23 protein-coding genes and 1 riboswitch are annotated in these 25,957 nt (G+C 52.2%); of the genes, 15 read left to right on the top strand and 8 right to left on the bottom strand.

The window, feature by feature from the left end; all coding sequences use genetic code 11:
* Positions 1-19 precede the first annotated feature (19 nt).
* Positions 20-874 (top strand): EamA family transporter, encoded by an 855-nt coding sequence (locus tag E2566_RS04300; RefSeq protein WP_107168216.1) that lies wholly within the window; start codon positions 20-22, stop codon positions 872-874.
* A 162-nt stretch (positions 875-1,036) separates the two neighbouring features.
* Here E2566_RS04300 and ada read toward each other — a convergent pair whose 3' ends face one another.
* Positions 1,037-2,137: a bifunctional DNA-binding transcriptional regulator/O6-methylguanine-DNA methyltransferase Ada gene (gene ada, locus E2566_RS04295; RefSeq protein WP_107168217.1), complete on the bottom strand. Its 1,101-nt coding sequence runs from the start codon at positions 2,135-2,137 to the stop codon at positions 1,037-1,039.
* A gap of 236 nt (positions 2,138-2,373) precedes the next feature.
* Here ada and E2566_RS04290 point away from each other — a divergent pair, with 236 nt between their 5' ends.
* Positions 2,374-3,036, top strand: coding sequence for a DNA-3-methyladenine glycosylase family protein (locus E2566_RS04290; protein ID WP_107168218.1), 663 nt, complete (start codon positions 2,374-2,376; stop codon positions 3,034-3,036).
* A 9-nt stretch (positions 3,037-3,045) separates the two neighbouring features.
* Here E2566_RS04290 and E2566_RS04285 read toward each other — a convergent pair whose 3' ends face one another.
* Positions 3,046-3,516: a multidrug/biocide efflux PACE transporter gene (locus E2566_RS04285; RefSeq protein ID WP_107168219.1), complete on the bottom strand. Its 471-nt coding sequence runs from the start codon at positions 3,514-3,516 to the stop codon at positions 3,046-3,048.
* 403 nt (positions 3,517-3,919) lie between these two features.
* On the opposite strand from E2566_RS04285, the gene E2566_RS04280 reads away from it, so the two are divergent.
* The 3 genes from E2566_RS04280 to fumA all read left to right on the top strand — a co-directional run bounded on the left by E2566_RS04280 (position 3,920) and on the right by fumA (position 7,441).
* The gene (locus E2566_RS04280; RefSeq protein WP_107168220.1) at positions 3,920-4,813 is read left to right on the top strand and encodes a LysR family transcriptional regulator; all 894 of its coding nucleotides are present in this window, start codon (positions 3,920-3,922) and stop codon (positions 4,811-4,813) included.
* An 18-nt stretch (positions 4,814-4,831) separates the two neighbouring features.
* On the top strand, positions 4,832-5,068 hold the full coding sequence (locus tag E2566_RS04275) for a Pathogenicity locus (protein ID WP_107168221.1): 237 nt from the start codon (positions 4,832-4,834) through the stop codon (positions 5,066-5,068).
* A 729-nt stretch (positions 5,069-5,797) separates the two neighbouring features.
* Positions 5,798-7,441 (top strand): class I fumarate hydratase FumA, encoded by a 1,644-nt coding sequence (gene fumA, locus E2566_RS04270; RefSeq protein WP_107171056.1) that lies wholly within the window; start codon positions 5,798-5,800, stop codon positions 7,439-7,441.
* A 210-nt stretch (positions 7,442-7,651) separates the two neighbouring features.
* Here the strand turns inward: fumA and norR are convergent, their stop codons facing one another.
* On the bottom strand, positions 7,652-9,190 hold the full coding sequence (gene norR, locus E2566_RS04265) for a nitric oxide reductase transcriptional regulator NorR (RefSeq protein WP_107171057.1): 1,539 nt from the start codon (positions 9,188-9,190) through the stop codon (positions 7,652-7,654).
* 166 nt (positions 9,191-9,356) lie between these two features.
* Between norR and norV the strand changes: the two genes are divergently transcribed.
* The 3 genes from norV (at position 9,357) to tehB (ending at position 12,989) form a co-directional block, all read left to right on the top strand.
* The gene (gene norV, locus E2566_RS04260; RefSeq protein WP_107171058.1) at positions 9,357-10,874 is read left to right on the top strand and encodes an anaerobic nitric oxide reductase flavorubredoxin; all 1,518 of its coding nucleotides are present in this window, start codon (positions 9,357-9,359) and stop codon (positions 10,872-10,874) included.
* 7 nt (positions 10,875-10,881) lie between these two features.
* Positions 10,882-12,021, top strand: a complete 1,140-nt coding sequence (gene norW / locus E2566_RS04255) for an NADH:flavorubredoxin reductase NorW (RefSeq protein WP_205942503.1) — start codon at positions 10,882-10,884, stop codon at positions 12,019-12,021.
* 107 nt (positions 12,022-12,128) lie between these two features.
* A complete protein-coding gene (gene tehB / locus E2566_RS04250; protein ID WP_107171060.1) occupies positions 12,129-12,989 on the top strand; it encodes an SAM-dependent methyltransferase TehB in 861 nt (286 codons plus the stop codon).
* 83 nt (positions 12,990-13,072) lie between these two features.
* On the opposite strand, the gene ribB is transcribed toward tehB, so the two are convergent.
* Positions 13,073-13,726, bottom strand: a complete 654-nt coding sequence (gene ribB / locus E2566_RS04245) for a 3,4-dihydroxy-2-butanone-4-phosphate synthase (RefSeq protein ID WP_010284392.1) — start codon at positions 13,724-13,726, stop codon at positions 13,073-13,075.
* A gap of 127 nt (positions 13,727-13,853) precedes the next feature.
* Positions 13,854-14,030, bottom strand: a riboswitch (FMN riboswitch).
* A 186-nt stretch (positions 14,031-14,216) separates the two neighbouring features.
* Between ribB and ubiK the strand changes: the two genes are divergently transcribed.
* Positions 14,217-14,498, top strand: a complete 282-nt coding sequence (gene ubiK, locus E2566_RS04240) for a ubiquinone biosynthesis accessory factor UbiK (RefSeq protein ID WP_107171061.1) — start codon at positions 14,217-14,219, stop codon at positions 14,496-14,498.
* Positions 14,499-14,559: 61 nt separating this feature from the next.
* Here the strand turns inward: ubiK and yjeH are convergent, their stop codons facing one another.
* Both yjeH and zipA read right to left on the bottom strand, forming a co-directional pair.
* On the bottom strand, positions 14,560-15,813 hold the full coding sequence (gene yjeH / locus E2566_RS04235) for an L-methionine/branched-chain amino acid transporter (RefSeq protein WP_107171062.1): 1,254 nt from the start codon (positions 15,811-15,813) through the stop codon (positions 14,560-14,562).
* A gap of 145 nt (positions 15,814-15,958) precedes the next feature.
* Positions 15,959-16,978: a cell division protein ZipA gene (gene zipA / locus E2566_RS04230; RefSeq protein WP_205942504.1), complete on the bottom strand. Its 1,020-nt coding sequence runs from the start codon at positions 16,976-16,978 to the stop codon at positions 15,959-15,961.
* A gap of 224 nt (positions 16,979-17,202) precedes the next feature.
* On the opposite strand from zipA, the gene cysZ reads away from it, so the two are divergent.
* From cysZ to crr, 5 genes are all read left to right on the top strand, one after another.
* Positions 17,203-17,994 (top strand): sulfate transporter CysZ, encoded by a 792-nt coding sequence (cysZ, locus tag E2566_RS04225; RefSeq protein ID WP_107171063.1) that lies wholly within the window; start codon positions 17,203-17,205, stop codon positions 17,992-17,994.
* Positions 17,995-18,156: 162 nt separating this feature from the next.
* Complete coding sequence (cysK, locus tag E2566_RS04220) at positions 18,157-19,125, top strand: cysteine synthase A (protein WP_039348726.1); 969 nt, start codon at positions 18,157-18,159, stop codon at positions 19,123-19,125.
* A 453-nt stretch (positions 19,126-19,578) separates the two neighbouring features.
* Positions 19,579-19,836 carry a phosphocarrier protein Hpr gene (ptsH, locus tag E2566_RS04215; RefSeq protein ID WP_107171065.1) on the top strand — a complete coding sequence of 86 codons (258 nt, stop codon included), beginning with the start codon at positions 19,579-19,581 and terminating at the stop codon, positions 19,834-19,836.
* A gap of 45 nt (positions 19,837-19,881) precedes the next feature.
* The gene (ptsI, locus tag E2566_RS04210; RefSeq protein WP_107171066.1) at positions 19,882-21,609 is read left to right on the top strand and encodes a phosphoenolpyruvate-protein phosphotransferase PtsI; all 1,728 of its coding nucleotides are present in this window, start codon (positions 19,882-19,884) and stop codon (positions 21,607-21,609) included.
* Between the two features lie 150 nt (positions 21,610-21,759).
* Positions 21,760-22,269: a PTS glucose transporter subunit IIA gene (crr, locus tag E2566_RS04205; RefSeq protein WP_010284368.1), complete on the top strand. Its 510-nt coding sequence runs from the start codon at positions 21,760-21,762 to the stop codon at positions 22,267-22,269.
* A 66-nt stretch (positions 22,270-22,335) separates the two neighbouring features.
* On the opposite strand, the gene E2566_RS04200 is transcribed toward crr, so the two are convergent.
* Both E2566_RS04200 and E2566_RS04195 read right to left on the bottom strand, forming a co-directional pair.
* A complete protein-coding gene (locus tag E2566_RS04200) occupies positions 22,336-23,703 on the bottom strand; it encodes an ATP-binding protein (RefSeq protein ID WP_107171067.1) in 1,368 nt (455 codons plus the stop codon).
* Complete coding sequence (locus E2566_RS04195) at positions 23,703-24,383, bottom strand: response regulator transcription factor (RefSeq protein WP_107171068.1); 681 nt, start codon at positions 24,381-24,383, stop codon at positions 23,703-23,705. The genes E2566_RS04200 and E2566_RS04195 overlap by 1 nt, the downstream gene beginning before the upstream one ends.
* A gap of 375 nt (positions 24,384-24,758) precedes the next feature.
* Here E2566_RS04195 and E2566_RS04190 point away from each other — a divergent pair, with 375 nt between their 5' ends.
* On the top strand, positions 24,759-25,955 hold the full coding sequence (locus E2566_RS04190) for an efflux RND transporter periplasmic adaptor subunit (RefSeq protein ID WP_107170326.1): 1,197 nt from the start codon (positions 24,759-24,761) through the stop codon (positions 25,953-25,955).
* The last annotated feature ends 2 nt before the right edge of the window (positions 25,956-25,957 follow it).

The following is a 25,957-nucleotide window of genomic DNA, read 5'->3' as shown; positions in this document are numbered from 1 at the left end:
AAGAAATATCGACACCATAATGAATAAATCCGTTCACCTGCCATTACTGGCTGTTTTCGTTTCGCTTATTTCTATCCAGGTGGGGGCTGCTTTTGCCAAAAGTGCCTTTTCCGTGGTGGGGCCATTTGGTATGTCTGCGCTAAGAGTGGGTATCGCCATGCTGTTGCTCGCTGCCGTATTTAAACCCTGGCAATTACGAACGGACAAAAAGGGATGGAAAACTCTCGCCGTCTACGGTGTGATGATGGGGGCAATGAACATCCTCATCTATATGTCATTCAAATACATTCCCGTGGGCATCGCCATTTCCATTGAAGTATTGGGGCCACTCACCGTTGCAATGCTCGCTTCGCGCCAAAAATCCGATTTGGTATGGATCAGTTTTGCCATTCTTGGACTTCTACTACTACCGTTAGGCAACCAGAATGGTTCCCTAGATCCACGCGGGATCGCCTACGTCATAGCCGCCGCTTTTTGCTGGGGAATGTACGTACGAGTTGGCAGCAAAGCGGCAGAGTTTGGTAGTCGTGGCGTTGCTATTGGCACTGTTTTTGCCTCACTGTTTATCGTACCAATCGGTATTTATCAGAGCGGCTTTGCACTTCTTATTCCCGATATTTTCATGCTCGGTTTCTTGATTGCGATTATGTCGAGTGCGCTACCTTTTTTACTGGATATCTATGCGCTGCGCCGCTTATCTAGCAATACCTTTGGAATTCTGATGAGTGCATCGCCCGCCGTCAGTGCATTATCTGGTTTTTTTATATTGGGAGAAAAACTTAGCTTCGCTCAATCTAGCGGCATACTGGCAATTACCGTTGCCTGTATGGGAGCAACGTATTGTGCAAAATCAAAGACGGTGAAAAATAAATGAGCAAAGAGAAAAACGAAAAACTCACCATGCCATTGAATAATTCCAGGGCTGCGTTACGTTTACAATTTGCAGGAGATGCCGAAGCCGCACGAGTTGCAGACGCTTAGCTTGCCCTGTCAGCCTTACCGAACGGTGGCGCTTCATCGGCAAATAAATCAAAATTCACAGTGACGATTCCCCTGACTGATGCACAATCTGTTCTTTTTCCATCTGCTCTTTCTCCAGCAGAGCACGCTTACGCTCAATACCCCAGCGATAGCCGGACAGCGTCCCATCATGCCGCACCACACGATGACAAGGAATCACAACCGCCAGCCTGTTCGCCGCACAGGCACCCGCGACAGCGCGCACGGCAGCGGGCGTTCCAATCCGATGAGCAACCTCACTGTAGCTCAGTGTTTCTCCTGTCGGGATCGCCCGTAGTGCTTGCCAAACACGCTGCTGGAATGCCGTACCGCGAATATCAAGCGGCAGCGTCAGCCCGATGGTCGGATCGTCGACAAATCCGACAACCTGCGCCATCCGTTGTTCAAACGTCGCATCACCACCGATCAAATGCGCATTAGCAAACATCTCCTGAAGCGAGTTGAGCAGAGGTTCAGGTTCGTCTCCCAGCAGGATCGCACAGATCCCTTTCTCGCTTTCCGCCACCAAAATCTCACCAAGTGAGCAGCGGCCAACGGCAAAGTGGATCGTCATCCCCTTTCCCTTGTGCTGAAACACCGTCGGCGTCATCCCTAAATGCGCACCAGCCTCGGCATAAAAGCGCCCGCTGGTGTCATAGCCCACCGCGATAATCGCTGCGGTCACCTCGCCGTTGTCTGCCAATTTTTCACGTAACTGCTGGTGACGGTGGGCGCTGGCGTACTGTTTGGGTGTCAGACCGGTTGTGGTTTTGAATAGGCGATGAAAATGGAACGTGCTTATCCCCACGGCCTGAGCCAGCATCGCCAGCGTTGGCGAACGCTCCGACTGTTCAATCATCCGACACGCGCGGGCAATCTGCTGTGCCTGCTGTTCTTGCCGTGACATGATTCCTTGCCGACACCGTTTACACGGGCGATACCCCGCCACCTGCGCTTCATCAGCCGTCGTGAAGAACAGCACATTTTCACGCCGAGGCTGACGTGATGCGCAAGACGGTGCACAGTAGATGCCCGTCGTCTTTACTGCGTAGATAAACCAGTCATCAGCCGATTTATTGCGCGTCACTATCGCCTGCCAGCGAGAATCTGCATTCTGAAACGGCATATCGTTAAGCATGTACACACCCCATTCCGGTTTCAGTATTACTGCCAATCTTACTATTACGGAAAGTCACATCATGCGCTAACGCTAAACCAAAACCGCCCAGTGCACACGTCCAACTCTTGCTTTTTCATTCGGATTTTCTTTCTCATACGAATAGTGCTTCCCACATAGCGCACCACGCGACAATCACCTATGCTCGTTTCCTGTCCTTTGCGTTCTTATTTGCGTTCTTATCACGGAAACCGTTTATGTCATCCTATCCGTCGTCGGATTTCATGCAGCGCGCCAAAACACATCTCAGCGCCATTAACACACGCTGGGCCAGCGTGATCGATCAGGTTGGCGACTGTCGCCATCAGACCGCACCACACCGGGAACCCTATGAGGCACTGATGCGCGCCGTCGCCTATCAGCAGCTAACGACGCGTGCCGGAGATGCGATGGTCGCAAAACTCCTGCGGGTACATGGCGATGTCTTTCCCACCCCGGAACAGATACTGGCCTGCTCCACCGACACGCTACGGCAGTGCGGCTTTTCCGCCCGCAAAGCAGATACGCTACACGACATCGCACAGGGTACGCTGAGCGGGCTGGTGCCCAGCCTCGAGCAGGCGGCAAATATGGACGACGACACGCTCATTCAGCAGCTCACGTCGCTAAAAGGAATCGGACGCTGGACGGTGGAAATGTTTTTGATTTATTCGCTGGAACGCACCGACATCATGCCACTCGACGATTTGGGAATTCGTCAAGGATTACGCTACGTCTATGATTTATCGGATATGCCGAAGCCGCGCGAATTGCAGGCGCTCAGCCTGCCCTGTCAACCTTACCGCACGGTGGCATCCTGGTATTTATGGCGATCGCTTGAGCTACCGGCGTATCAGCGTTTTAAACTGACACACCGGTGAAACTCAGGGTTAGCGCAGACGGGAGTTGGTCGACACGTGCTGGACATGATTGCGGCGGTTCACAATACGTTCACGCAAAGTGTCGTAGGCCCAGTTATACGCCACAGTGTAAGGCAGGAAGAACAGGAAGAAGCCAATCTCCACCATTAGCGCTTGCCACAGCGTGATATTCAGCATCCACGCCGCCAGCGGCAGACCAATCAGGATAAATCCGCCTTCAAACCCCAGTGCGTGAGCGACACGGATCGGCAGCCGACGCTTAACGCGATCCGCTGGCCATAGGCGATCGAATATCGCGTTGTAGATCATATTCCAGATCATTGCGACGCTGGACAGCATAATCGCCAACGCGCCCATGTCGAAAAGCGGTTTATTCAGCAGCCAGGCACCCGCTGGCGCACAGATCATTAACGCAATCAGCTCAAAGCCCACCGCATGGTACAAGCGTTCACGTAAGGTTTTGCTGGTCTTGTTCTGCATAGCACATTCACTTTTATTTATTGCACGTTACTGGTCAATTTTTGCCATGACCATGGATGGCATCGTATTACCACCTTATTTTCATCGTATAAGATGGTAGAGTAAAGTTAGATTCCATCGATAAAAGCGATACACTCGTCATACTTCAAGTTGCATGTGCGTTGGCTTTGTTATTCGGCCTTACGGCCTCCCCCTAAAGGGCCGCCGCAAGCGGCGTTCAAATCAGCTAGACGCTGATTTGTCGCTCACCCCAGTCACTTACTGATGTAAGCTCCTGGGGATTCACTGCGTCGCCGCGTTATTCGGCCTTACGGCCTCCCCCTCCGGGGTCAGCGCAAGCGCTGTTCAAAAACGCCTTGCCGTTTTTGTCCTGAAACTCGAATTATTTAGGGTATAGATAAAGATGCGATATTCACCAGAATCCTTGCTGGCTTTTATAACTACCGTTGATGCAGGCTCGTTTTCTGCCGCCGCCCGGCGATTACATAAAAGCCAGTCCACCATCAGCGCCGCGATAGCGAATTTGGAGACCGATCTGGGGCTGACGCTGTTTGATCGATCCGGCCACCAGCCCGTTCTGACGCTGGCAGGTAGAAAAGTACTTTCTCACGTACAGGCCATCTTATCCGCCAGTGAGGAACTGGATGAGTTAGCGATTCGTCTGGCCAACCATATCGAACCCCGTCTGACATTTGTGCTGTCCGATATCTGGCAGGCCACCCATTACGAACCCGTTATTCAGCGTTTCGCACACAACTTTCCCGATATTGAATTTGAATGTCTGGTTGCGGAAGGCGATGACGTCATCGATCTACTGCAAACCGATCGCGCGCATGTTGGACTAGTACGCGCCCAAACGGATTACCCACCCGATATCGCCGCCGCGCGTTTGCAGGTTAAGACTGAAATGGCCGTCTTCGTGTCGGCAGCCCATCCGCTCGCGACTGAGAACACCGTAACCCGTAGTCAACTGGCGACGATCCGTCAGCTCTATCTCAATACCTATAAACGCAGTGACCGACCGCAGCCGGAAGGGATCGTTTGGTCTGCGCCGTCCTACCTTATGCTGTTGGAAATGGCGCAGCAGGGGCACGGCTGGAGCATTCTGCCGCGCTGGCTGGTGGCGCAATACGATCGGAAAAAACTGGTGGAGTTGCCTGTGGCGGGTTGGCCACAGTGGATTGACGTCGATGTCGTCTGGTCCAAACCCCATCCACCCGGACCGGCTGGGCTGTGGATGATCGACAATCTCCTTGCTCAACAAGAGAGTACGCTACACTATGGTGACATTCGCTGATTTATCTACGGAACAATCATGACGTTTTCCCCACAGGAGCGTGAGGCGCTGCTGGCCGTAAAAGGCGTTGGCCCTGCGGTAGTCGCCCGTCTGGAGCAAATGGGCTTCACCACGCTGGTGCAGTTGAGCGAAGCCGACGTTAGCGATATTGTGGCAAACGCCGCCGCACTGACGGGCTCAACCTGCTGGAAAAACAGCCCGCAGGCACGTGCCGCCATCACCGCCGCGATTACGCTGGCAAAATCACATAAGTGATCACATCAGCCACAGCATTGTGGCTTTTGTGGCGATCTCGTTTTTCGTCAAGCGATAAAAAGCCAATAACGATTTCTTTATATCGCCATCAAATAACATTAAAGAATAAATGGTTATTGTTTTTAATTTCACCATTTACTTTACTTAATTAAGCCAATTAAAAGAGGAATATTTTCACGCTCAATCTCGTATTGTTTCCTGTATCCCCGCACACAGGAAACCTATGCTGTGCCGCCGTTCCGCATCTCCGCCTCAGGGAAAAAATAACCCGCTACACCATTATTATTGTGATGTACCAAAGTAGTACTTCCCGGCAAAAAACCATACTATTATGGCGTTTATACCCTAAATAATTCGAGTTTCAGGAAGGCGGCAAGAGAAGGACAAATTCGTCTGGAACGAATTTGACCAGCCAGAGGCTGGCCTTCGGTGAGAGACAGGATGTCTCTCATTTCATCCCGATGAGCTTACTCAGGTAAGTGATTCGGGTGACTGACAAATCTGCTAAAAGCAGATTTGAACGCTGCTTGCAGCGGCCCCTACGGGGCGAGGCTCACGCCAGTGTGCCGAGTAACGCGGCCAACGCACATGCAACTTGAAGTATGACGGGTATACTATTTTTGTATTCGAGACATTCCTGTCGTGCTGCGGTAATACGCCTTAATAATAAGATGCTGAATCCTATAAGGTGAAAATTTACTAATTGATGCAATTGCAAGTGAGAAAAAAATGTCGAATAAACCCTTCTATTACCAAGATCCGTTTCCACTCCGTAAAGATGACACCGAATATCGCCTGCTAAGCAGCGACTTTGTTTCTGTCTCACAATTTGAAGGTCAGGACATCCTGAAAGTCGAGCCAGCGGCGCTGACTCTTCTGGCCCAACAAGCCTTCCATGACGCTTCTTTCATGCTCCGCCCCGCTCACCAGCAGCAAGTTGCCGATATTCTTAGCGATCCAGAGGCTAGCGAAAACGATAAATACGTTGCCCTGCAATTCCTGCGCAACTCAGAAATTTCCGCCAAGGGCATTCTGCCGACCTGTCAGGATACTGGCACCGCGATCATCGTGGGTAAAAAAGGTCAGAACGTCTGGACTGGCGGCAACGATGCCGAAGCGCTGTCCAAGGGCGTATACAACACATTCATTGAAGACAATCTGCGTTACTCACAGAACGCCGCGCTGGATATGTATAAAGAGGTCAATACCGGCACCAACCTGCCCGCGCAGATCGATCTCTACAGCACCGAGGGCGAAGACTATAAATTCCTGTTCGTCACCAAAGGCGGCGGCTCTGCCAACAAAACCTACCTGTATCAGGAAACCAAAGCGCTACTGACGCCGGGTAAACTGAAGAGCTTTCTGATCGAGAAAATGCGTTCACTAGGCACCGCAGCCTGCCCGCCGTACCACATCGCCTTTGTCATTGGCGGCACCTCGGCAGAAACCACGCTGAAAACCGTGAAGCTGGCCTCAACCAAGTACTATGACGAACTGCCGACTGAAGGTAATGAACACGGTCAGGCGTTCCGCGATGTGGCACTGGAACAGGAAATTCTGGAAGCGGCGCGCGATCTGGGTCTGGGCGCACAGTTCGGCGGCAAATATTTTGCACACGACGTGCGGATTATCCGCCTGCCGCGCCACGGCGCATCGTGCCCGGTCGGTATGGGCGTATCCTGTTCCGCTGACCGTAACATCAAAGGCAAGATCAACCGCAAGGGCATCTGGCTGGAGCAGTTAGAGCAGAATCCGGGCAAATATATCCCTGAACACCTGCGTGAAACGGGCGAAGGCGATGCGGTTAAAATCGATCTGAACCGTCCGATGGCCGAGATCCTGAAGACGCTGTCGCAATATCCGGTTTCCACCCGCCTTTCCCTGACTGGCACCATCATCGTGGGTCGTGATATTGCTCATGCCAAGCTGAAGGAACGTCTGGATAACGGCGAAGGCCTGCCGCAGTACATCAAAGATCACCCGATTTACTACGCGGGACCGGCAAAAACGCCAGAAGGTTACCCATCAGGTTCATTAGGCCCCACCACCGCAGGCCGCATGGATTCCTACGTTGATTTGCTGCAAGCCAACGGCGGCAGCATGATCATGCTGGCAAAAGGTAACCGTAGCCAGCAGGTAACCGACGCGTGCCATAAACACGGCGGCTTCTACCTCGGCAGCATCGGCGGCCCGGCAGCGATTTTGGCGCAGAACAGCATCAAGAGTCTGACCTGCGTGGAATACCCAGAACTGGGAATGGAAGCCATCTGGAAAATCGAAGTTGAAGATTTCCCAGCCTTTATTCTGGTCGATGATAAAGGAAACGATTTCTTCCAGGTGATTCAGAGCGCCAAGTGCGTGAAATGCGGTTAACTCACTCCTACCGTGATTAGAGGTTAGTAGCTAACGTCAGCCGAGCGGGAGTAACGGATAGATCGTAAAGTCGCTGTAAACACGTCCATGTGCGCTCGGCTTGCGCCATCCATGGCGCAAACGCTTTACTCTTCTATTCCGTTACTCCCGTTTTCGCTCGGTAAATAGGTTTGTCTACGGTCTACAGCGCCCCGATTTTCGGGGCGTTTTTTATTTGATGCCCAACCGCTTCGCCAGACGGTGCAGATTGCCGCTGTCCATTTCCAGTTCTCTGGCGCAGGATGACCAGTTGCCTTCATGGCGTGCCAGCGTTTGTTGGATGATCCGACGCTGATAGTCATCCGTTGCCTCCCGCAGGCCGCCGCTGATGAAATAGGCGGGTTCGGTGTCGATAGCGCTCGACGCCCCTGCGGCGGTATGAACAGGCTGGGAGGGAAGTTCAAGATTGAAATGTTCAGGGCCTAACAGCACCTCACCCGATTCCTGCCCTGCTCTCGCCAACACGGTGGCACGATAAATAGCGTGTTCCAGCTCGCGCACATTCCCCGGCCAGTCATATTGTTCCAGTAGCGCGCCCGCATCTGCCGTCAGCGCCAGTCGCGCCAGCCCCAGTTGCACGCGGCTGCGCTCGCAGAAGAATCCCGCCAGCAGTGCCACATCCTGACTGCGCTCCCGCAGCGGTGGTACAGACAGCGGGAACACGCTCAGACGGTGGAACAAATCGGCACGGAAAGCGCCATCCAGCACCGCCTGCCGCAGATCGCGGTTGGTCGCCGCCAGTACGCGAACATTCACTTTCAGACTGCTGTCATCCCCCACGCGCTGGAGATCGCCATACTGTAATACACGCAGCAGCTTCGCCTGTAGCGTCAGCGACAGCTCGCCAATCTCATCTAAAAACAGCGTACCATTATCCGCCATTTCGAATTTTCCCGTTCGATGGTGGATCGCCCCGGTAAACGCCCCTTTCACATGACCAAACAGCTCGCTCTCCGCCACCGATTCAGGCAGTGCCGCGCAGTTCAGGTACACCAGAGGATGCGCTGCCCGGCTGGAACCATGATGAATCGCCCGCGCCACCAGTTCTTTGCCGACGCCGGTTTCCCCCATGATCAACACGTTCAGATCGGAACCTGCGACGATATCCACTTCTTTCTTCAAACGCTGCATCGGTTCCGATAGCCCAACCATTTCCTCCACGCTTTCCGCCGCCGGGCTTTCAGCACGCACCGGTGCGGGCAACTGCCGCTCAAGACGCTCCATCAATAGCGCGTTACTCAGCGCCGCCGCCGCCATCGCGCCCACCAGCCGCAGTTCTTCATCACTAAAATGGTCGAACTGACACGGGTCCATGCCGTCTACGGTCAGCGCCCCGATCAGGTTTTGATTAGCAAATAGCGGCAGTCCAACGCAGGCGTGCACCTTAAGATCCTCCTGGCTGGGGATTAGACCGTCATACGGATCGGGCAGCTGACTATCTGCCGGAAAACGCACCACGTCGCCCGCACGCGCAATCGCCTCTAGCCGGGGATGATCGGACAGGCGAAAGCGTCGCCCCAGCACGTCCGGCGCAAGGCCGTCAATCGCCAATGGGCGGAACAGCTGATTTTCGTAACGCAGCAGCGCCGACGCATCACAGCGCAGCAACTGGCGCAGGCTGTTGATCAAGCGCTGAAAACGATCCTGATTCGATAGCCCCATTTGCAGTTCGATAGCGATGCGGGCAAGCGCGTTAATGGAGAGCGTCATGGTGTGTCCTAATGACAATAACTATGTCATTAGGACAATAGACACACCATGTCATTTTGACAATCATTATTTATTAAAATGTTATAAATCAACACATTAAAAACTGGCACGCTTCCTGCAATCTCTACAGCATATTTTCCGCATATGATTATTGAGGTTTCAGAACATGACGATTCACGTTAAGAACAACATCCACTGGGTTGGGCAGCGCGATTGGGAAGTCCGTGATTTTCACGGTACAGAATACAAAACGCTGCAAGGCAGCAGCTACAACAGTTACCTGATCCGCGAAGAGAAAACCGTGCTGATCGATACCGTCGATCACAAATTCAGCCGCGAGTTTGTGCAGAATCTAATGGCAGAAATCGATCTCAACACGATTGATTATATCGTGATTAACCACGCCGAAGAGGATCACGCTGGCGCACTGAGCGAACTGATGGCGCGTATTCCCAACACGCCGATTTACTGCACCTACAATGCGATCGATTCCATTACTGGGCATCACCATCACCCCGAGTGGAATTTCCACACGGTCAAAACCGGCGACACGCTGGATATTGGTAATGGCAAACAGCTGATCTTTATCGAAACGCCGATGCTGCACTGGCCGGACAGTATGATGACCTACATGACCGAAGATGCTGTGCTGTTCAGTAACGATGCATTCGGCCAGCACTACTGCGATGAACACCTGTTTAATGACGAAGTGGATCAAACCGAGCTGTTTGAGCAGTGCCAGCGCTATTTCGCCAATATCCTGACGCCATTCAGTCGCTTAGTCACCGCCAAGATCCACGAAGTGCTGGGTTTCAACCTGCCGCTGTCGATGGTTGCCACTTCACATGGCGTGGTATGGCGTGACGATCCTGCCCAAATCATCCACCTATATCTGAAATGGGCAGACAGCTATCAGGAAGATCGCATCACGCTTTTCTACGATACCATGTCCAATAACACCCGCATGATGGCCGACGCGATTGCGCAAGGCATCAACGATGTCGATCCGGGCGTTGCAGTAAAAATTTACAACGTCGCCCGCCACGACAAAAACGAAATTCTGACGCAGGTCTTCCGCTCGAAAGGCGTGCTCGTCGGTTCATCCACCATGAATAACGTGATGATGCCAAAGGTCGCTGCCATGCTGGAAGAGATCACCGGCCTGCGCTTCCAAAACAAGAAAGCCTCGGCGTTCGGCAGCTACGGCTGGAACGGCGGCGCGGTAGATCGCGTTCAAACTCGTCTGATGGACGCCGGTTTTGAAACCACGCTGGCGCTGAAAACCAAGTGGCGTCCTGACGGTTCCGCGCTGGAAATTTGCCGCGAACACGGCCGCGAAATTGCCCGCCAGTGGGCGCTGCATCCGCTGGATGATACGCCTACCCGTCGCGTCATCTCTCCCGCAAAACAGGTCGCCGCACCGCAAACCTCAGCAGCTGTAAGCACCCCTGTCGAAAGCGCCTGTGGGTGCAATGAAGTTACTGCGCCACCGTCAGCAGTACAGCCAACGGCACAGTCAGAAAACGGATGTATGCAGTGCAGCGTCTGCCAGTGGATCTACGATCCGGCACTTGGCGAGCCGATGCAGGACGTTACCCCCGGCACCATGTGGTCGGACGTACCCGACAGCTTCCTCTGCCCGGAATGTGGGCTGGGTAAAGACGTTTTCAATCCGATTCGCTAAGGAGAGGATGATGAAAGATATTGTGATTATTGGCGCGGGCTTTGCCGCCCGCCAGCTCATCCGGCAGTTGCGCAAGTTGGATGCACACTGCCCTATCCGCCTGATTACTGCCGACAGCGGCGATGAGTACAACAAGCCGGATCTGAGCCATGTGATGAGTCTGCAACAGCATGCCGACGATCTGACCAAGATGTCGGCAACCGCGTTTGCTGAAGAAAACCGCATTGCGCTGCTGGCCAATACGCGCGTCACCGCCATTGACCGCCATGCGCAACAGGTCATCTGCGGCACGGATCGTTACGATTACCACAAACTGGTATTCGCAACTGGAGCCAGCGCCATCGTGCCACCGATTCCGGGGCGCGAACACATGCTGACGCTCAATAGTCAGCAGGAATATCGCACTCACGAAAGCCGGCTCTGGCAGGCAGAACGCATACTGGTGCTCGGTGCCGGGCTCATCGGCACCGAACTGGCGATGGATTTAGGTCGAGCGGGAAAACATGTCACGTTGGTTGACTGTGCCAGCAGCATTCTGCCCGCGTTGATGCCACCCGAAGTCAGCGCACGCCTGCTATTCACGCTGACGCAACAGGGCATTTCGCTGCTGCTGAATACGACCGTGCAGCAGCTAGAGAAAACTGAAACCGGTATACAGGCTACGTTTACCGACGGGCGAGCTGTCGAGGTGGACGACGTCCTCTCTGCTGTCGGTTTGCAGGCCAATACATCATTGGCACAAGCGGCAGATTTGGCGGTGCGGAAAGGCATCCAGACCAATCAACAGTTACAGACTACCGATCCACAGATTTATGCGCTGGGCGACTGTGCGGAAATTGGCGGTAAGTTGCTACCTTTCCTGCAACCGATTCAACTCAGCGCCATTACGCTGGCGAAAAATTTGCTGGGGGGTAATGAGACGCTGGCACTGCCACCGATGCTGGTTAAAATCAAGACGCCGCTGTTTCCCTTACAAATGGCTGGTGATACTACCGGCGACGATTTGCACTGGCAGCAGGAATGGAACGAACAGGGGATGGTGGCGAAAGCGCTGGACGGTCAGCAGAAACTGCGTGCCTTTGTAGTCGGCGGTGAACGGATGAAAGAGGCGTTTCCACTGCTGCGACAGCTTTCCATTACCGTTTGACACTGAAAAACAAATAATGCATTTAAAATACATATTTTATAGCCAGCCTGCGCGCAGATTTATAGAATACGGTCATAGTTATTTGAAATTTACACACCGAGGTGAAGATGCAAGATCTCATTTGTTATAAGAAGATGCCGCAGTGGAACAGCCAAACGTTGCCCGCCGCGTTTCAGGAAAAGCACAACACGCAGGAAGGCACGTGGGCAAAATTGACCGTGTTGAAAGGAGAAATGACCTTTTCCATGCTGACTGAAGACGGTGAGACGCTGGAGACATTCCATTTTTCTGAGCAGAACCAGCCACCGTTTGTGGAACCGCAGGCGTGGCACCGCATTGTTTCGTTCTCTGACGATCTGGAATGCCAGCTCAGCTTTTTCTGCTCAGCGGAAGATTTCTACCATAAAAAATACGGTCTGACGCGAACCCATTCCGAAGTCATCAACGCCGTACAGCACATCAAACCGGGCAAAACGCTGGATTTAGGTTGCGGCGGCGGGCGTAACTCGCTGTATCTTAACCTGCGCGGGTTTGACGTGACCGCCTGTGACAAGCATGAGCAAAGCATTGATTCGCTGAATAACATCATCAAGAGCGAAGCATTGGACAACATCCGCGCAGGCGTTTACAACATCAATCTGGCGGAAATAAAAGAGCAGTACGACTTTATCCTATCAACCGTCGTGCTGATGTTTTTGGAGCGTGACCGCATTCCGCACATCATCAGCAATATGCAAGACAGCACAGTTGCGGGTGGCTATAACCTGATTATTGCCGCGATGTCGACAGAAGATTGTCCGTGCCCGATGCCCTTCTCATTTACCTTTAAAGAAGGCGAGCTGAAGAACTATTACGCCGGCTGGGAGATCCTCAAATATAACGAGGATATGGGCGAACTACACAAGACAGATGCGCAGGGTAATCGCATCAAACTACGCTTCGCTACGCTGCTGGCAAGAAAGCCCTAAGCACGAGTGAGTTTTACTGCATCCACCATGAAACGAAAGGGCCGATTAATCGGCCCTTTTTATATGCATGATATCTGCGGAAATCAGCTGGCTTTGCGCTCTGCCGCAATGCGGTAAGCAACCAGATCTTCAATCGTCAGCACCGGCATATCGTGCTGTTTGGCAAACGTGATGACTTCCGGCGCGTGCGCCATTGAGCCATCGTCGTTCGTCAGTTCACACAGAACACCAGACGGCTTCAGGCCAGCCAGCGTCATCAGGTCAACCGTTGCTTCAGTGTGACCACCGCGCGTTAACACGCCACCCGGCTGGGCGCGCAGCGGGAATACGTGGCCGGGGCGATTCAGATCGCTCGGCTTGGCGTTATCCGCAATCGCGGCACGAATGGTGGTCAGGCGGTCGGCAGCAGAAACCCCCGTCGTCACGCCTTCAGCGGCTTCGATGGTTACGGTGAATGCCGTTTGGTAATGGCTGGAGTTCTTCTCCACCATCATCGGCAATTCCAACTGCTGGCGACGCTCTTCCGTCAGGCACAGGCACACAATGCCACTGCCGTGACGAATCGTCAGCGCCATTTGTTCAACAGTCATATTTTCAGCGGAAAAGATCATGTCACCTTCGTTTTCACGATCTTCATCATCCAGCACCAGCACGCCGCGGCCATGACGCAATGCATCAAGGGCGCGTTCTACGCGTTCGGTAGGATTGCCAAATTCAGAAAGTAATGTCTGATTCATGGTAAAAAACCTCAATGTTATTATGAATTACCAGAATCAGGGCGAGCTTGAGGAGTAACCACTACCACTGGTTGCATAGTAATGGCTAACAAAAATAACGCGAGCGGGCATATAGCCCGACAGATACCGTTACTCTCTCCCATCCGGACTCTAACCGTCGGCTCCGGAATTACACCGGATCTGCTGACCCCACGCTGCAAAATCGATAATTAAATCGGAGAAAACAGCGAGAGCGCTCGCGGGCTTCCAGTATGTGTACTGGTTTACCGCCGGTGGGGAATTACACCCCGCCCTGAGAATAAGCGGATTTACTATAACGCTAATACCTCGATAGGGCAATTGATCCGCCACAGGAAATAGGGCAAAACGTATGCTGGATTACAGTAAAATTATGCTGAATATGTGCAAAGCAGATGTCAGATTTCGTTTATAGGCATTACACTTGCTCTTGCTATAGTACCTACTTACACAACCTAATCAGGAAAGCGACATGATTGACCCAAAGAAGATTGAGCAAATCGCCCGTCAAGTGCATGAATCCATGCCAAAAGGTATCCGGGAATTGGGTGATGATGTAGAGAAAAAGATTCGTCAGGTCTTGCAAGCACAGCTGACCCGACTGGATTTGGTGAACCGTGAAGAGTTTGATATTCAGACCCAGGTTCTGCTCCGCACGCGCGAGAAGATTGCCCGCCTGGAACAGCGTCTGAGCGAGCTGGAAGCGAAATTGTCCGCGGAAGAAAAACCTGCCGCCGCACCGGAAAACGATTAATCGTCATCCCAACGCAGCGCCCTGTTCAGGGTGCTGCTCAATTCCCAATACGGCAAACGGGTCAATGGGAAACGAGTTCGACCTGCCTGCGCGGTAAAAACAGCCACAGCACGGCCAGCATGATTAGCGCGTACAGCGATTTCCAGCCAATCATCAACAACAGTGCACAGCAGAGCATGCCTCCTATTGCCGCCATCACGCGCGCACGCCCTTTCAGCAAACGCCATCCTGCCAGCATACACAGCAGATAAATCAGCACGAAGATGCCATTCGCGTACACAATCAGCATATCCAGCGGTAACCTGAGCCAATAAATCACCAGGCAGCATACCAGACAGCAAGCAACAACAATCGACAACGCATTCACCGGTGCCTGTCCTGCGGACAGCTTCGCTAATGCACTCCCTTTCGGTGCCTGTGACCAAACTAACCGGGCAAACCCCTGCGTGTAGATATTCACGCTGGCAAAACAGGCCAGATAACCGACGAAGCAGGCAATCCACAGCGCGTGCTGACCAAACAACTGCACAACGATCCCCGGCAGCGACGCCGTTGCGGCAATCCCCTCACCGTAAGCCTTAAAGTGCAATACGGCTACCGTGCATCCCCAATAAACCGCCCCCGCGACCAACATGCCGATGAGCAAAGCCCGTGGAAAATCCCGCTCTGGCACCCGAAACTCCGTCGCCATATGCGCAAAAGCCTCAAGGCCAACAAAGCACCAAAACATGACGGCCAATGCGCCGAAGGTGTTAGACCATGACAGCTCGTTCACCGACGGCCAAGGGATATGCGCGGGCGTGATTTCCCCCTGCCACCAAATCGCGACAACCAACCCCACCACGAGCAGCGCGATGACGATCTGAATGTTGGCACTCGAACCCGCACTACGCAGGCCAAGTAGCCAGATACCGCCCAACGTCAGCAACTGTACGCAGAGCAGCCCCAGATCGCTCCAGCCAAATGCTGCCTGCCAGAACCCGGCAGCAATCTGCAAGGCTGCTGGTAGGCCCAGAGGAATGACGGACAGAAATAGCCAGCCAGTTACGCGCGCCATACGCGGCCCAAAGGCTAAATTAACAAAGTGCGCGGCACCGCCCGCATTAGGAAAATGTTGCCCCAGCGCAGCAAAGCCAATGGCGATAGGAAAGACAAACAGGATCAAAATCGGCCATGCCCACAGGCTGTCTTGCTGCGCCAACTGTGCGACCAGAGCAGGAACTGCAAATACCCCCGTCCCCAATAGCGAGGTAGAAAGCAGTCCAACGCCTTGAATCAGGCCAAGCTCTTGTTTTAATCCTTTTGCTTCACTCACAACCTTTCCCCTTTTCTTACCTTTTTACATCACAGCCAGATCGAAGGATAAAAAAAAGCCTCCACTAACGGAGGCTTCTTTCTCACCCACTGCATTCGCACACGTTATGTTTTCACAGGCGCTTTTGATGCTTTCACGTATGCTATCAGGCGTTGGCTTTCAGCACATCGCGAATGCGGGCTTTGTAGGATTCGACCTTCTGCGGCGTCATCATACGACGTTCATCGTCCTGCACCACGCCGCCAACATCGTCAGCAATACGCTGTGCAGACTGTAACATCAGTTTAAAGTTTTGGCTGGCGTCACCATAAGACGGCACCATCATGAAAATAGATACGCCGGGCGTCGAGAATTCTGCCATTGCATCCACATTAAACGAGCCAGGTTTAACCATATTCGCCAGGCTGAACAGCACTGGTCCTGCGCCAGCAGGATTCACATGGCGATGGAAAATGTTCATTTCACCAAACTGGAAACCAGCCTGAAGCAGGCTTTGTAACAGCAGTTCACCACCAATGACACCGCCTTGATGCGCCACTACGTGCAGCACCAGAACAGCTTCTTTCGCCGCTGCGGGTTCAACCGGTTCTGCGGGTTGCGGAGGCTGCGCGGGCGCGGGCTGAACTTTCTCATGCAGTGAATGCGTAACAGGCTGCTGTGGCGCTGCATCATACGCAAAGGGTTCACGCCGAGCACCACTGCTGGGCTCAGAAACAGAGGATTCTGTGGGAGAAACGATCTGCGGTGCCATCTCACTACGCACCTGCGCACGCGGAGAATCCACTGGCGTCGCTTCATCCAGTAAAGGGTCATAAGATGAAGCGGGAGACAGATGTTCAAACGGCGATTTCGCCTCTGAGCGAACGTCTTCACGTGTATCGTAGTGATGAGACGACGCGTTGTCAGACACGTCGCGATCAAACGATGCGTTGCCAAATGAAGGCTCATTTTGCTGCGGGCGAGCGCCCTTTACGCGAACTTCGCCAACGCCTTCATCCAGATCGTCAAGCGGCGCTTCATCTCGCGCTTTTTTTGCTCGTTTAACCGGGCGGTCACGAAAAAGGGACGAGCGCTCTTTACGGCTAGTCCACAAGCCGTGAAGTAACAGCGCTATTATAGCGATCGCGCCAACAACGATTAATATCAGACGCAAGTCCTGCATCATTGCTATCCCAATTGTTCTAACAATACATTGCCACCACGGCAAATACTTATACTACTAACTCTATTTGCCTGAGTACACAAGTGCAAGCCTGCACGGTACTTTATGACAATAAAGATAGATACAACGCACTTTTTTGCTGTTTTTTCATCCAAATACGGGCTAGCCAGCATAAGATCATCCCGATATGATGCCTCAACAAACAAATGACTGAGTATATTGTCACAATGTCTTCCGAAAAACCGCCTTATGGCAATACAGCAGACCAAACTCGCAGCGGTATACACTATTTTCTTGCTGGATGGCGCTTAATCTCACTGCCAGGTATCCGACGTTTCGTCATTCTTCCTTTGCTCATGAACATTGTGCTAATGGGGGGGGCTTTTTGGTGGCTTTTCACCCGGCTTAATGACTGGATTCCCCATATAATGAGCTACATTCCGAGCTGGCTGCAATGGCTCAGCTACCTCATTTGGCCACTCGCCGTCCTCTCCATATTGCTGGTATTCAGCTACCTATTCAGCACGATCGCCAATTTTATTGCCGCCCCGTTTAACGGCTTATTGGCCGAGCAGTTGGAGGCAAAATTAACCGGCCAAACGCTGCCGGACAGCGGCATACTCAGTATTGCCAAAGACGTCCCGCGCATCATGACGCGTGAGGTTCAAAAGCTGGCGTATTACCTGCCCCGTGCGATTGTGCTGCTACTTCTCTATTTCATCCCAGGTATTGGGCAGACTGTCGCTCCGCTTCTGTGGTTCTTGTTCAGCGCGTGGATGCTGGCAATTCAGTACTGTGATTACCCTTTTGATAACCACAAAGTGGGGTTTTCCACGATGCGGCAGGCATTACGCCGCCACAAAGTCGCCAATATGCAGTTTGGTGCCTTGGTCAGCCTGTTTACGCTAGTGCCTTTTTTGAATCTGGTCATCATGCCCGTCGCGGTATGTGGCGCAACGCAACTGTGGGTGGATCGCTATCGGGCTCTGTCCGCGACGCTGCCGAAAAACGCGTCATAAAAAGACCGTGCGCACTGGCTCAGAACGGCCAGTGCTTTCTATTGTAATGAAAAGATATTTCTTAAGAACATAACGATATAGCAATTCTTTACTTCACTGAAAAGTGTGAACGAGTATTCTCTCTACGTTCGCAAAAATTTCATACAGTTATAAGGACAGGCTATGAGCAAGATCTACGAAGACAATTCTTTCACAATCGGCCATACGCCGCTGGTTCGTCTGAACCGTATCGGCAACGGACGCATTCTGGCTAAAGTGGAATCCCGCAACCCTAGCTTTAGCGTAAAGTGCCGTATCGGCTCCAACCTGATTTGGGATGCAGAAAAGCGTGGCGTTCTCAAACCGGGCATTGAACTGGTTGAACCTACCAGCGGAAACACAGGGATTGCCTTGGCCTACGTCGCAGCCGCTCGCGGTTACAAACTCACGCTCACCATGCCGGAAACCATGAGTATTGAGCGCCGTAAACTGCTGAAAGCGCTGGGTGCTAATCTGGTGCTGACCGAAGGCGCAAAAGGCATGAAAGGCGCTATCGCCAAAGCAGAAGAGATTGTCGCCAGCGATCCGAGCCGTTATCTGCTATTGCAACAGTTCAGCAACCCGGCTAACCCAGAGATCCACGAAAAAACCACCGGCCCTGAAATCTGGGAAGATACCGACGGTCAAGTTGATGTTTTCATTTCTGGTGTCGGCACAGGCGGTACGCTGACTGGTGTAAGCCGCTACATCAAGAACACCAAAGGCAAGGCTATCATCAGTGTGGCGGTTGAACCTACCGACTCACCGGTAATCACTCAGGCGCTGGCTGGCGAAGAGTTGAAACCAGGTCCGCACAAGATTCAGGGCATCGGCGCAGGCTTTATTCCTGGTAACCTCGACCTGAAACTGATTGATCGCGTAGAGAAAGTCACGAACGAAGAAGCAATCAGCACCGCACGTCGCTTGATGGAAGAAGAAGGCATTCTGGCTGGCATTTCTTCCGGTGCAGCCGTTGCCGCCGCGCTGAATTTGCTCAAAGAGAAAGAGTTTGAAGGCAAAACTATCGTCGTTATTCTGCCTTCTTCTGGTGAACGCTACCTCAGTACCGCACTCTTTGCCGACCTGTTCACCGAGCAGGAACTGCAACAATAGCCACCTTGGTCACCTCGTACAACAAGTGACCAATATGTTAAAAAAGCACCTATTTAGGTGCTTTTTTGTGGCACACTTCAAACTTTCCACTACATACAGATTGCTTTTCTGCATCAGGTTTAGTATTTAACCGAACAATTATTTTGATGCGTGAAATTAATATCCGGCAAAGACCACACCTTACCGCATTGTTTTTGTCCTGCGTACGATTGTTTTGTCCTGCGCACGATAGCCCACATCGCCGTTTTGCGACAGGGGTTAAGATAATGGGTGACGGAACCTGCGGTGTTTGATGGTATTTTATTCAGGAAATACGTTTGACGGTTTTCTTGTCGCATCGTGGCCCGCCCCTGTAACATAAATCAGGCGCTAACCAAACAGGCTAAAGTTCAGTGAATCAGCTAAACTTTAGTTCCACAACATTAATCTAATCCATAAGTTGGGGAAAAAAGCATGTTCCAGCAAGAAGTGACTATCACCGCACCGAATGGCCTGCACACTCGTCCCGCTGCTCAGTTTGTCAAAGAAGCCAAAGGCTTCGCTTCAGACATCACCGTGACGTCCAACGGCAAGAGCGCCAGCGCCAAGAGCCTATTCAAATTACAAACACTCGGCTTAACCCAAGGAACTGTGGTTACTATCGCTGCGGAAGGCGAAGACGAACAAAAAGCGGTTGAACACCTGGTCAAACTGATGGCTGAGCTCGAGTAATCGACGAGTTTTTTAGTGAACACCAGAATCGAGTAAGGTAGGGTTATGATTTCAGGCATATTAGTATCACCGGGTATTGCTTTTGGTAAGGCACTGCTACTGAAAGAAGATGAAATTCTCATCAACCGGAAAAAAATCTCTGCGGATCAGGTGGAACAGGAAACTGAACGTTTTCTGACTGGTCGTTCCAAAGCATCCGCACAGTTGGAAGCTATCAAGAAGAAAGCGGGCGAGACGCTGGGCGCAGAGAAAGAAGCCATCTTCGAAGGCCACATCATGTTGCTGGAAGATGAAGAGTTCGAGCAGGAAATCATAGCCCTGATTAAAGATGAGCATGCTTCCGCCGATGCCGCTGCGTTTTCCGTTATCGAAAACCAGGCCAAAGCGCTGGAAGAGCTTGATGATGAATATCTGAAAGAACGCGCTGCGGACATGCGTGATATCGGGAAGCGTTTGCTACGCAACATTCTCAATATGACCATCGTCGATCTGGGCGATATTCAGGATGAAGTTATTCTGGTCGCAACGGATCTGACGCCGTCAGAAACCGCACAGTTGAATCTGGACAAAGTGTTGGGCTTCATTACCGATCTCGGTGGCCGCACGTCTCACACTTCCATTATGGCGCGTTCTTTGGAACTGCCTGCGATCGTCGGCACGACCAACGTGACCCAGCAGGTCAAAAACGGCGACTATCTGATTCTGGATGCGGTAAACAACCAGATCTATCAGAATCCGACTGCGGATAAAATTGAAGAATTAAAAGCCGTTCAGCAGCAATACCACGCTGAAAAGTATGAGCTGGCCAAGCTGAAAGATCTGCCAGCCATCACTCTGGACGGTCATCAGGTTGAAGTCTGTGCCAATATCGGCACCGTGCGTGATGTCGCGGGTGCAGAACGTAACGGCGCAGAAGGTGTCGGCCTGTATCGTACCGAATTCCTGTTCATGGATCGTGATTCACTGCCGACCGAAGAAGAACAATTCCAGGCGTATAAAGCCGTTGCTGAAGCCGTTGGCGCACAGGCGGTTATCGTCCGTACCATGGATATCGGTGGCGACAAAGATCTGCCTTACATGAACCTGCCGAAGGAAGAGAATCCGTTCCTTGGCTGGCGTGCTATACGTATCTGTCTGGATCGCAAAGAAATTCTGCATGCTCAGTTGCGCGCCATTCTGCGTGCATCCAACTTTGGCAAACTACGTATCATGTTCCCGATGATTATCTCCGTGGAAGAAGTGCGTGAGTTGAAAGCTGAACTGGAAATGTTGAAGGCACAGCTGAGAGAAGAAGGTAAAGCCTTCGATGAAAGCATTGAAGTCGGCGTGATGGTTGAGACACCTGCTGCCGCGGCTATTGCTCCTCATTTAGCCAAAGAAGTCGACTTCTTTAGTATTGGGACAAATGACTTAACCCAGTATACTCTGGCAGTTGATCGCGGTAATGAGCTGATTTCTCATCTCTATAACCCGATGTCTCCCGCCGTCCTTACCCTGATTAAGCAGGTCATCGACGCGTCTCACGCCGAAGGCAAGTGGACAGGGATGTGCGGTGAGCTCGCCGGTGACGAACGTGCTACACTACTGTTATTGGGAATGGGTCTGGACGAATTCAGTATGAGTGCGATCTCTATCCCGAGCATCAAGAAAATCATCCGTAATGCGAATTACGAAGATGCGAAGGCGCTGGCGGAACAAGCATTAGCTCAACCGACAGCACAAGAGTTAAGCAATCTGGTGAGCCGCTTTATTAAAGAAAAAACGCTCTGCTGATTCTGCTTTACCTAATAGGTTTCAAGGTGGCAATCAGCACCCCCGACAGGCGATACTGCCGCAGTCGGGGTAGCGAAAAAACACCAATGCCACAACAACTTGAAAGATTAGGGTATACGCTGGCCCAATATTAATGCTTAGGAGAGAATCATGGGTTTGTTCGATAAATTGAAATCTCTGGTTTCTGACGATAAAAAAGACACTGGCAGCATCGAAATCATTGCCCCGCTGTCCGGTGAAATCGTCAATATTGAAGATGTTCCTGATGTCGTATTTGCAGAGAAAATCGTCGGCGACGGTATTGCCATCAAGCCAACTGGCAACAAGATTGTCGCACCGGTAGACGGCACCATCGGCAAAATTTTTGAAACCAACCATGCGTTTTCCATCGAGTCTGACAGCGGTATTGAGCTGTTTGTGCACTTTGGTATTGATACCGTTGAATTGAAAGGCGAAGGCTTCAAGCGCATCGCCGAAGAAGGCCAGCGCGTGAAGAAAGGCGATCTCGTTATCGAGTTCGACCTGGCTCTGCTGGAAGAAAAAGCGAAGTCTACTCTGACACCAGTGGTTATTTCCAACATGGATGAAATCAAGGAATTGACCAAACTGAGTGGTACGGTTGTTGTCGGTGAAACGCCGGTTATCCGTATCAAAAAGTAAGCCTTTCCTCTACGGATGGTTTACTACGTTTGCACGAAACGGCACCCGGATGGTGCCGTTTTCGTTTCAGGCTTTCCAACGCGGCACGCACAGGCGAATCACTAACCCGCACTGCTCACCATTATCCGCCTCAATATGCCCGCCGTGCGCCAGCACAACCTTTCGGGCTATCGCCAGCCCCAATCCATAGCCCTTACCAGACAGTGGCGAATCAACACGAATGAAAGGATCGAAAATGCTGGAGAGCTTACTTTGCTCCACGCCAGGCCCCTGATCGACAACCTGAATCATCCACTCATGCTCATTGCCAATAAGCGACACGGCAACCTGCTGTGCGGGAGCAGAAAAACGTAACGCGTTACGCATGACATTATCGACCGCCCTGCGCATCAGCTCCGCGTTGCCTTTGACCGTGTAGTCTTCGTCTTCATTCGCCGCAAGCAGGATTTCGACGCCGGTGACCTGCGCTTCATAGCGCGCATCATTGACCACGGCCGTCACCAGACCCAGTAAATCGAAATAGGCCTCCTCAATACCGGAATGCTCCGTGCGCGATAGCGTCAACAGTTCGCCAATCATCTTATCCATCAGCAACGCCTCACGTTCGATACGCTGCAAGGAGTTCTCCAGGTTATCTGGGTTCTGCCTCACCAGCCCGATGGCAAGCTGCAAACGCGCCAGTGGAGAACGCAGCTCATGCGAGACATCATGAAGCAGTTGTTCGCGCGCGCTGGCCAGGCTGTCCAGCCGCTCAACCATAGAATCGAAATCGCGTGCCACGTCGCTGATTTCATCATGACGTTTACGCATTACCGGCAGCAGGCGCACAGTCAGATCGCCCTGCGCCACCTGATCAAAACCGGCACGGATCTGGTTCAATGGGCGTGCCAGACTCCACGCCAGTACCGAGCTAAATAGCAACCCGCCAAGCCCTGCAATGATGACAAATGGCATCGGCACATTGAGAAATTCAACGGGACGAGGAGGTCGAAATTCGCTGCGCAGCAGCTCAGCATCATAACGTATCTGATACCACTTTCCCGCCGGGCCGCTGACCTGCTTGATAACGTAGGTGGCACGCTGCGCACCACGTTTATCCGGCGTAAACGCGTCATCGAGCAACGCGTTCTGCGGGGAAGAAACTAATTCCTGTTCCGACAGCGGCAGAGGCGATTCCGTGATGGAAATGTATTGCTGCTCTTTCTGCGGTAACAGCGACATCACAGCGTTGAGTTCGCCCAGACCACCATGTTGCAGCGCCGCGGCCACTATCTCGGTTTGCATCGTCGCAATGCGCGACACCACGATTTCTTCCAACGGCTTATGGCGATCTCCACTCAAGGAAAAAGCCAACCATAACAGTTGAGACATGACGAGAAACGTCAGCCAGAATCCCAGTAGTATCTTCCAGAAAAGCCTTCCACGAATCATCATCAGCGAACCCGATATCCGACGCTGCGCACCGTTTCAATCGTCATCGTGTTGCCCGATAATGCCCCAAGCTTCTGACGAATATTGCTGATGTGTACATCTACGCTGCGATCATAGGCCTCACGGCGACGCCCCAGACATTTTTCAGACAGCTCGTCTTTCGATACCACCCGCTCGGGGAAGCGCAATAGCAGCTCCAGCAAGTTAAACTCAGATGCCGTCAGATCAAACGGCTTCCCGCGCCATTCGCTAATGCGTGTTGCGGGGTTCAATACCAGATCGCCACTGGCCGCGACGCTGTCGTCCCGCTTTGTACTCGGCTGTTCGTCATAGCGACGTAACACCGCACGCAGCCTTGCCACCAGTTCACGCGGGTAACAAGGTTTAGGCATATAGTCATCCGCCCCCATTTCCAGACCAATGACCCTGTCAATGTTGTCCCCTCTCGCCGTCAGCATAATAATGGGTAACTGCTGGGTTTTTCTGATTTGGCGCAGTACATCAATCCCACTCATATCCGGTAGCATGACATCCAGAATCATTGCGGTGTAATCCCCCGACATCGCGCCATCAACGCCCTCTTTGCCCGTCAGCACTCGCGAGGTTGAAAACCCTTCCGCATTCAGATACTCACAGAGCATATCGCCCAGCTCTACATCATCATCGACCAGTAAAATATTCATATCCTGTCCTCTTTAATCGGGTATACCCTACGTATTCGAGTTGCGGGAAGGAAACGTACATGCAGCTTGAAGTATGATGGGTATAGATGATGTATTCTCAGGCTTGGCGTGAATATTCGCAGCCAGATTTACTTAATCCTTACCATTTCTTTCAGCAAAGATTACCGCTACCTTTACGGACTCGGAGTAAATTACTCACCTGCGTTATTTATTCCCGTTGATACCCTAAATAATTCGAGTTTCAGGCAGGCGGCAAGAGAAGGCATCCCGATGAGCTTACTCAGGTAAGTGATTCGGGTTACTAAGCGCAGCCAACGCACATGCAACTTGAAGTATGACGGATACAGATGCATTCATTAAGGACGACTCCCCCTGATGCAATCACGATTTTTTACACGACGCCGTATCACGATCGCGCTTGGTATTATCGCCGCAGCCGTGCTTATTCATTTGTTTTTCAACAAACCAGCGCCAACGCCAAACGCGATCACTACCGCCGCAGAGATTGCCGATCTCGAACAGACGGTACTCGCCGATGGAAACATTGAGGCGCAGAAGCAAGTTAGCGTCGGCGCTCAAGCCTCAGGGCAAATCAAAGCACTGCACGTCGAACTCGGCGATAAGGTGAAAAAAGGGCAATTGATCGCCGAGATCGATGACCTCACGCAGCAGGACACATTAAAGAATAGCGAAGCGGCGCTGAAAAATGTTCAGGCTCAGCGGGCTGCCAAAGTGGCAGAATTGCGTAATAACGAATTGAGCTGGCAACGTCAGCAGATGCTAATGAAGCGCGGTGTGGGCGCACAGGCGGATTACGATAGTGCAAAGGCAACGCTTGATGCCACCAGAGCCAATATCGACGCGTTAGACGCCCAAATCGTTCAGGCGCAGATAACCGTTAACACCGCCAAAGTGAATCTGGGATATACCCAAATTCGCTCGCCGATGGATGGCACGGTGGTGGCGATTCCCGTAGAAGCAGGCCAAACGGTGAATGCGATCCAGACTACGCCAACCATTGCCAAAGTCGCCAATTTAGACACCATGACCATCAAGGTAAAAATCTCAGAAGCCGACGTCGTTAAGGTGAAAACCGGCATGCCGGTCTGGTTCAGTATTCTGGGTGAACCGAATAAGCGTTATGAAGCAACGCTGAGTTCGATCGAGCCCGCGCCGGACTCCATCAACACTGACTCGACAACGACGTCATCCAGTACAAGCAGTTCCAGTTCCTCATCCAGTACCGCAATTTATTACAACGGTCAGTTCGATGTGCAAAATCCTGATGGCGTATTGCGTATCTCAATGACGGCACAGGTCAATATTTTGCTGTCTTCGGTGAAAAATGCCATTGTCGTTCCGGCGACGGCGTTAACCTTGCGCAATGGCATGTGGTATGTGCAGGTCGTCAATGCGAACAAGAAAGTTGAATCGCGTCTGGTCACGCTTGGCCTCAATGATAACGTGCGCACCCAGATTCGTTCGGGGCTCAGCGTCGGGGAACAGATCGTGGTCAGTCCCTCTCCCGGCGATGTAACCTCCACGCATCCCGGCCCGCCGATGGGGATGTAACG

It is taken from the genome of Pectobacterium punjabense (genome assembly GCF_012427845.1).
GTDB lineage: Bacteria > Pseudomonadota > Gammaproteobacteria > Enterobacterales > Enterobacteriaceae > Pectobacterium > Pectobacterium punjabense.
Note: the sequence above shows the minus strand (reverse complement) of the source record. Positions and strands in the feature narration are given on the sequence as shown.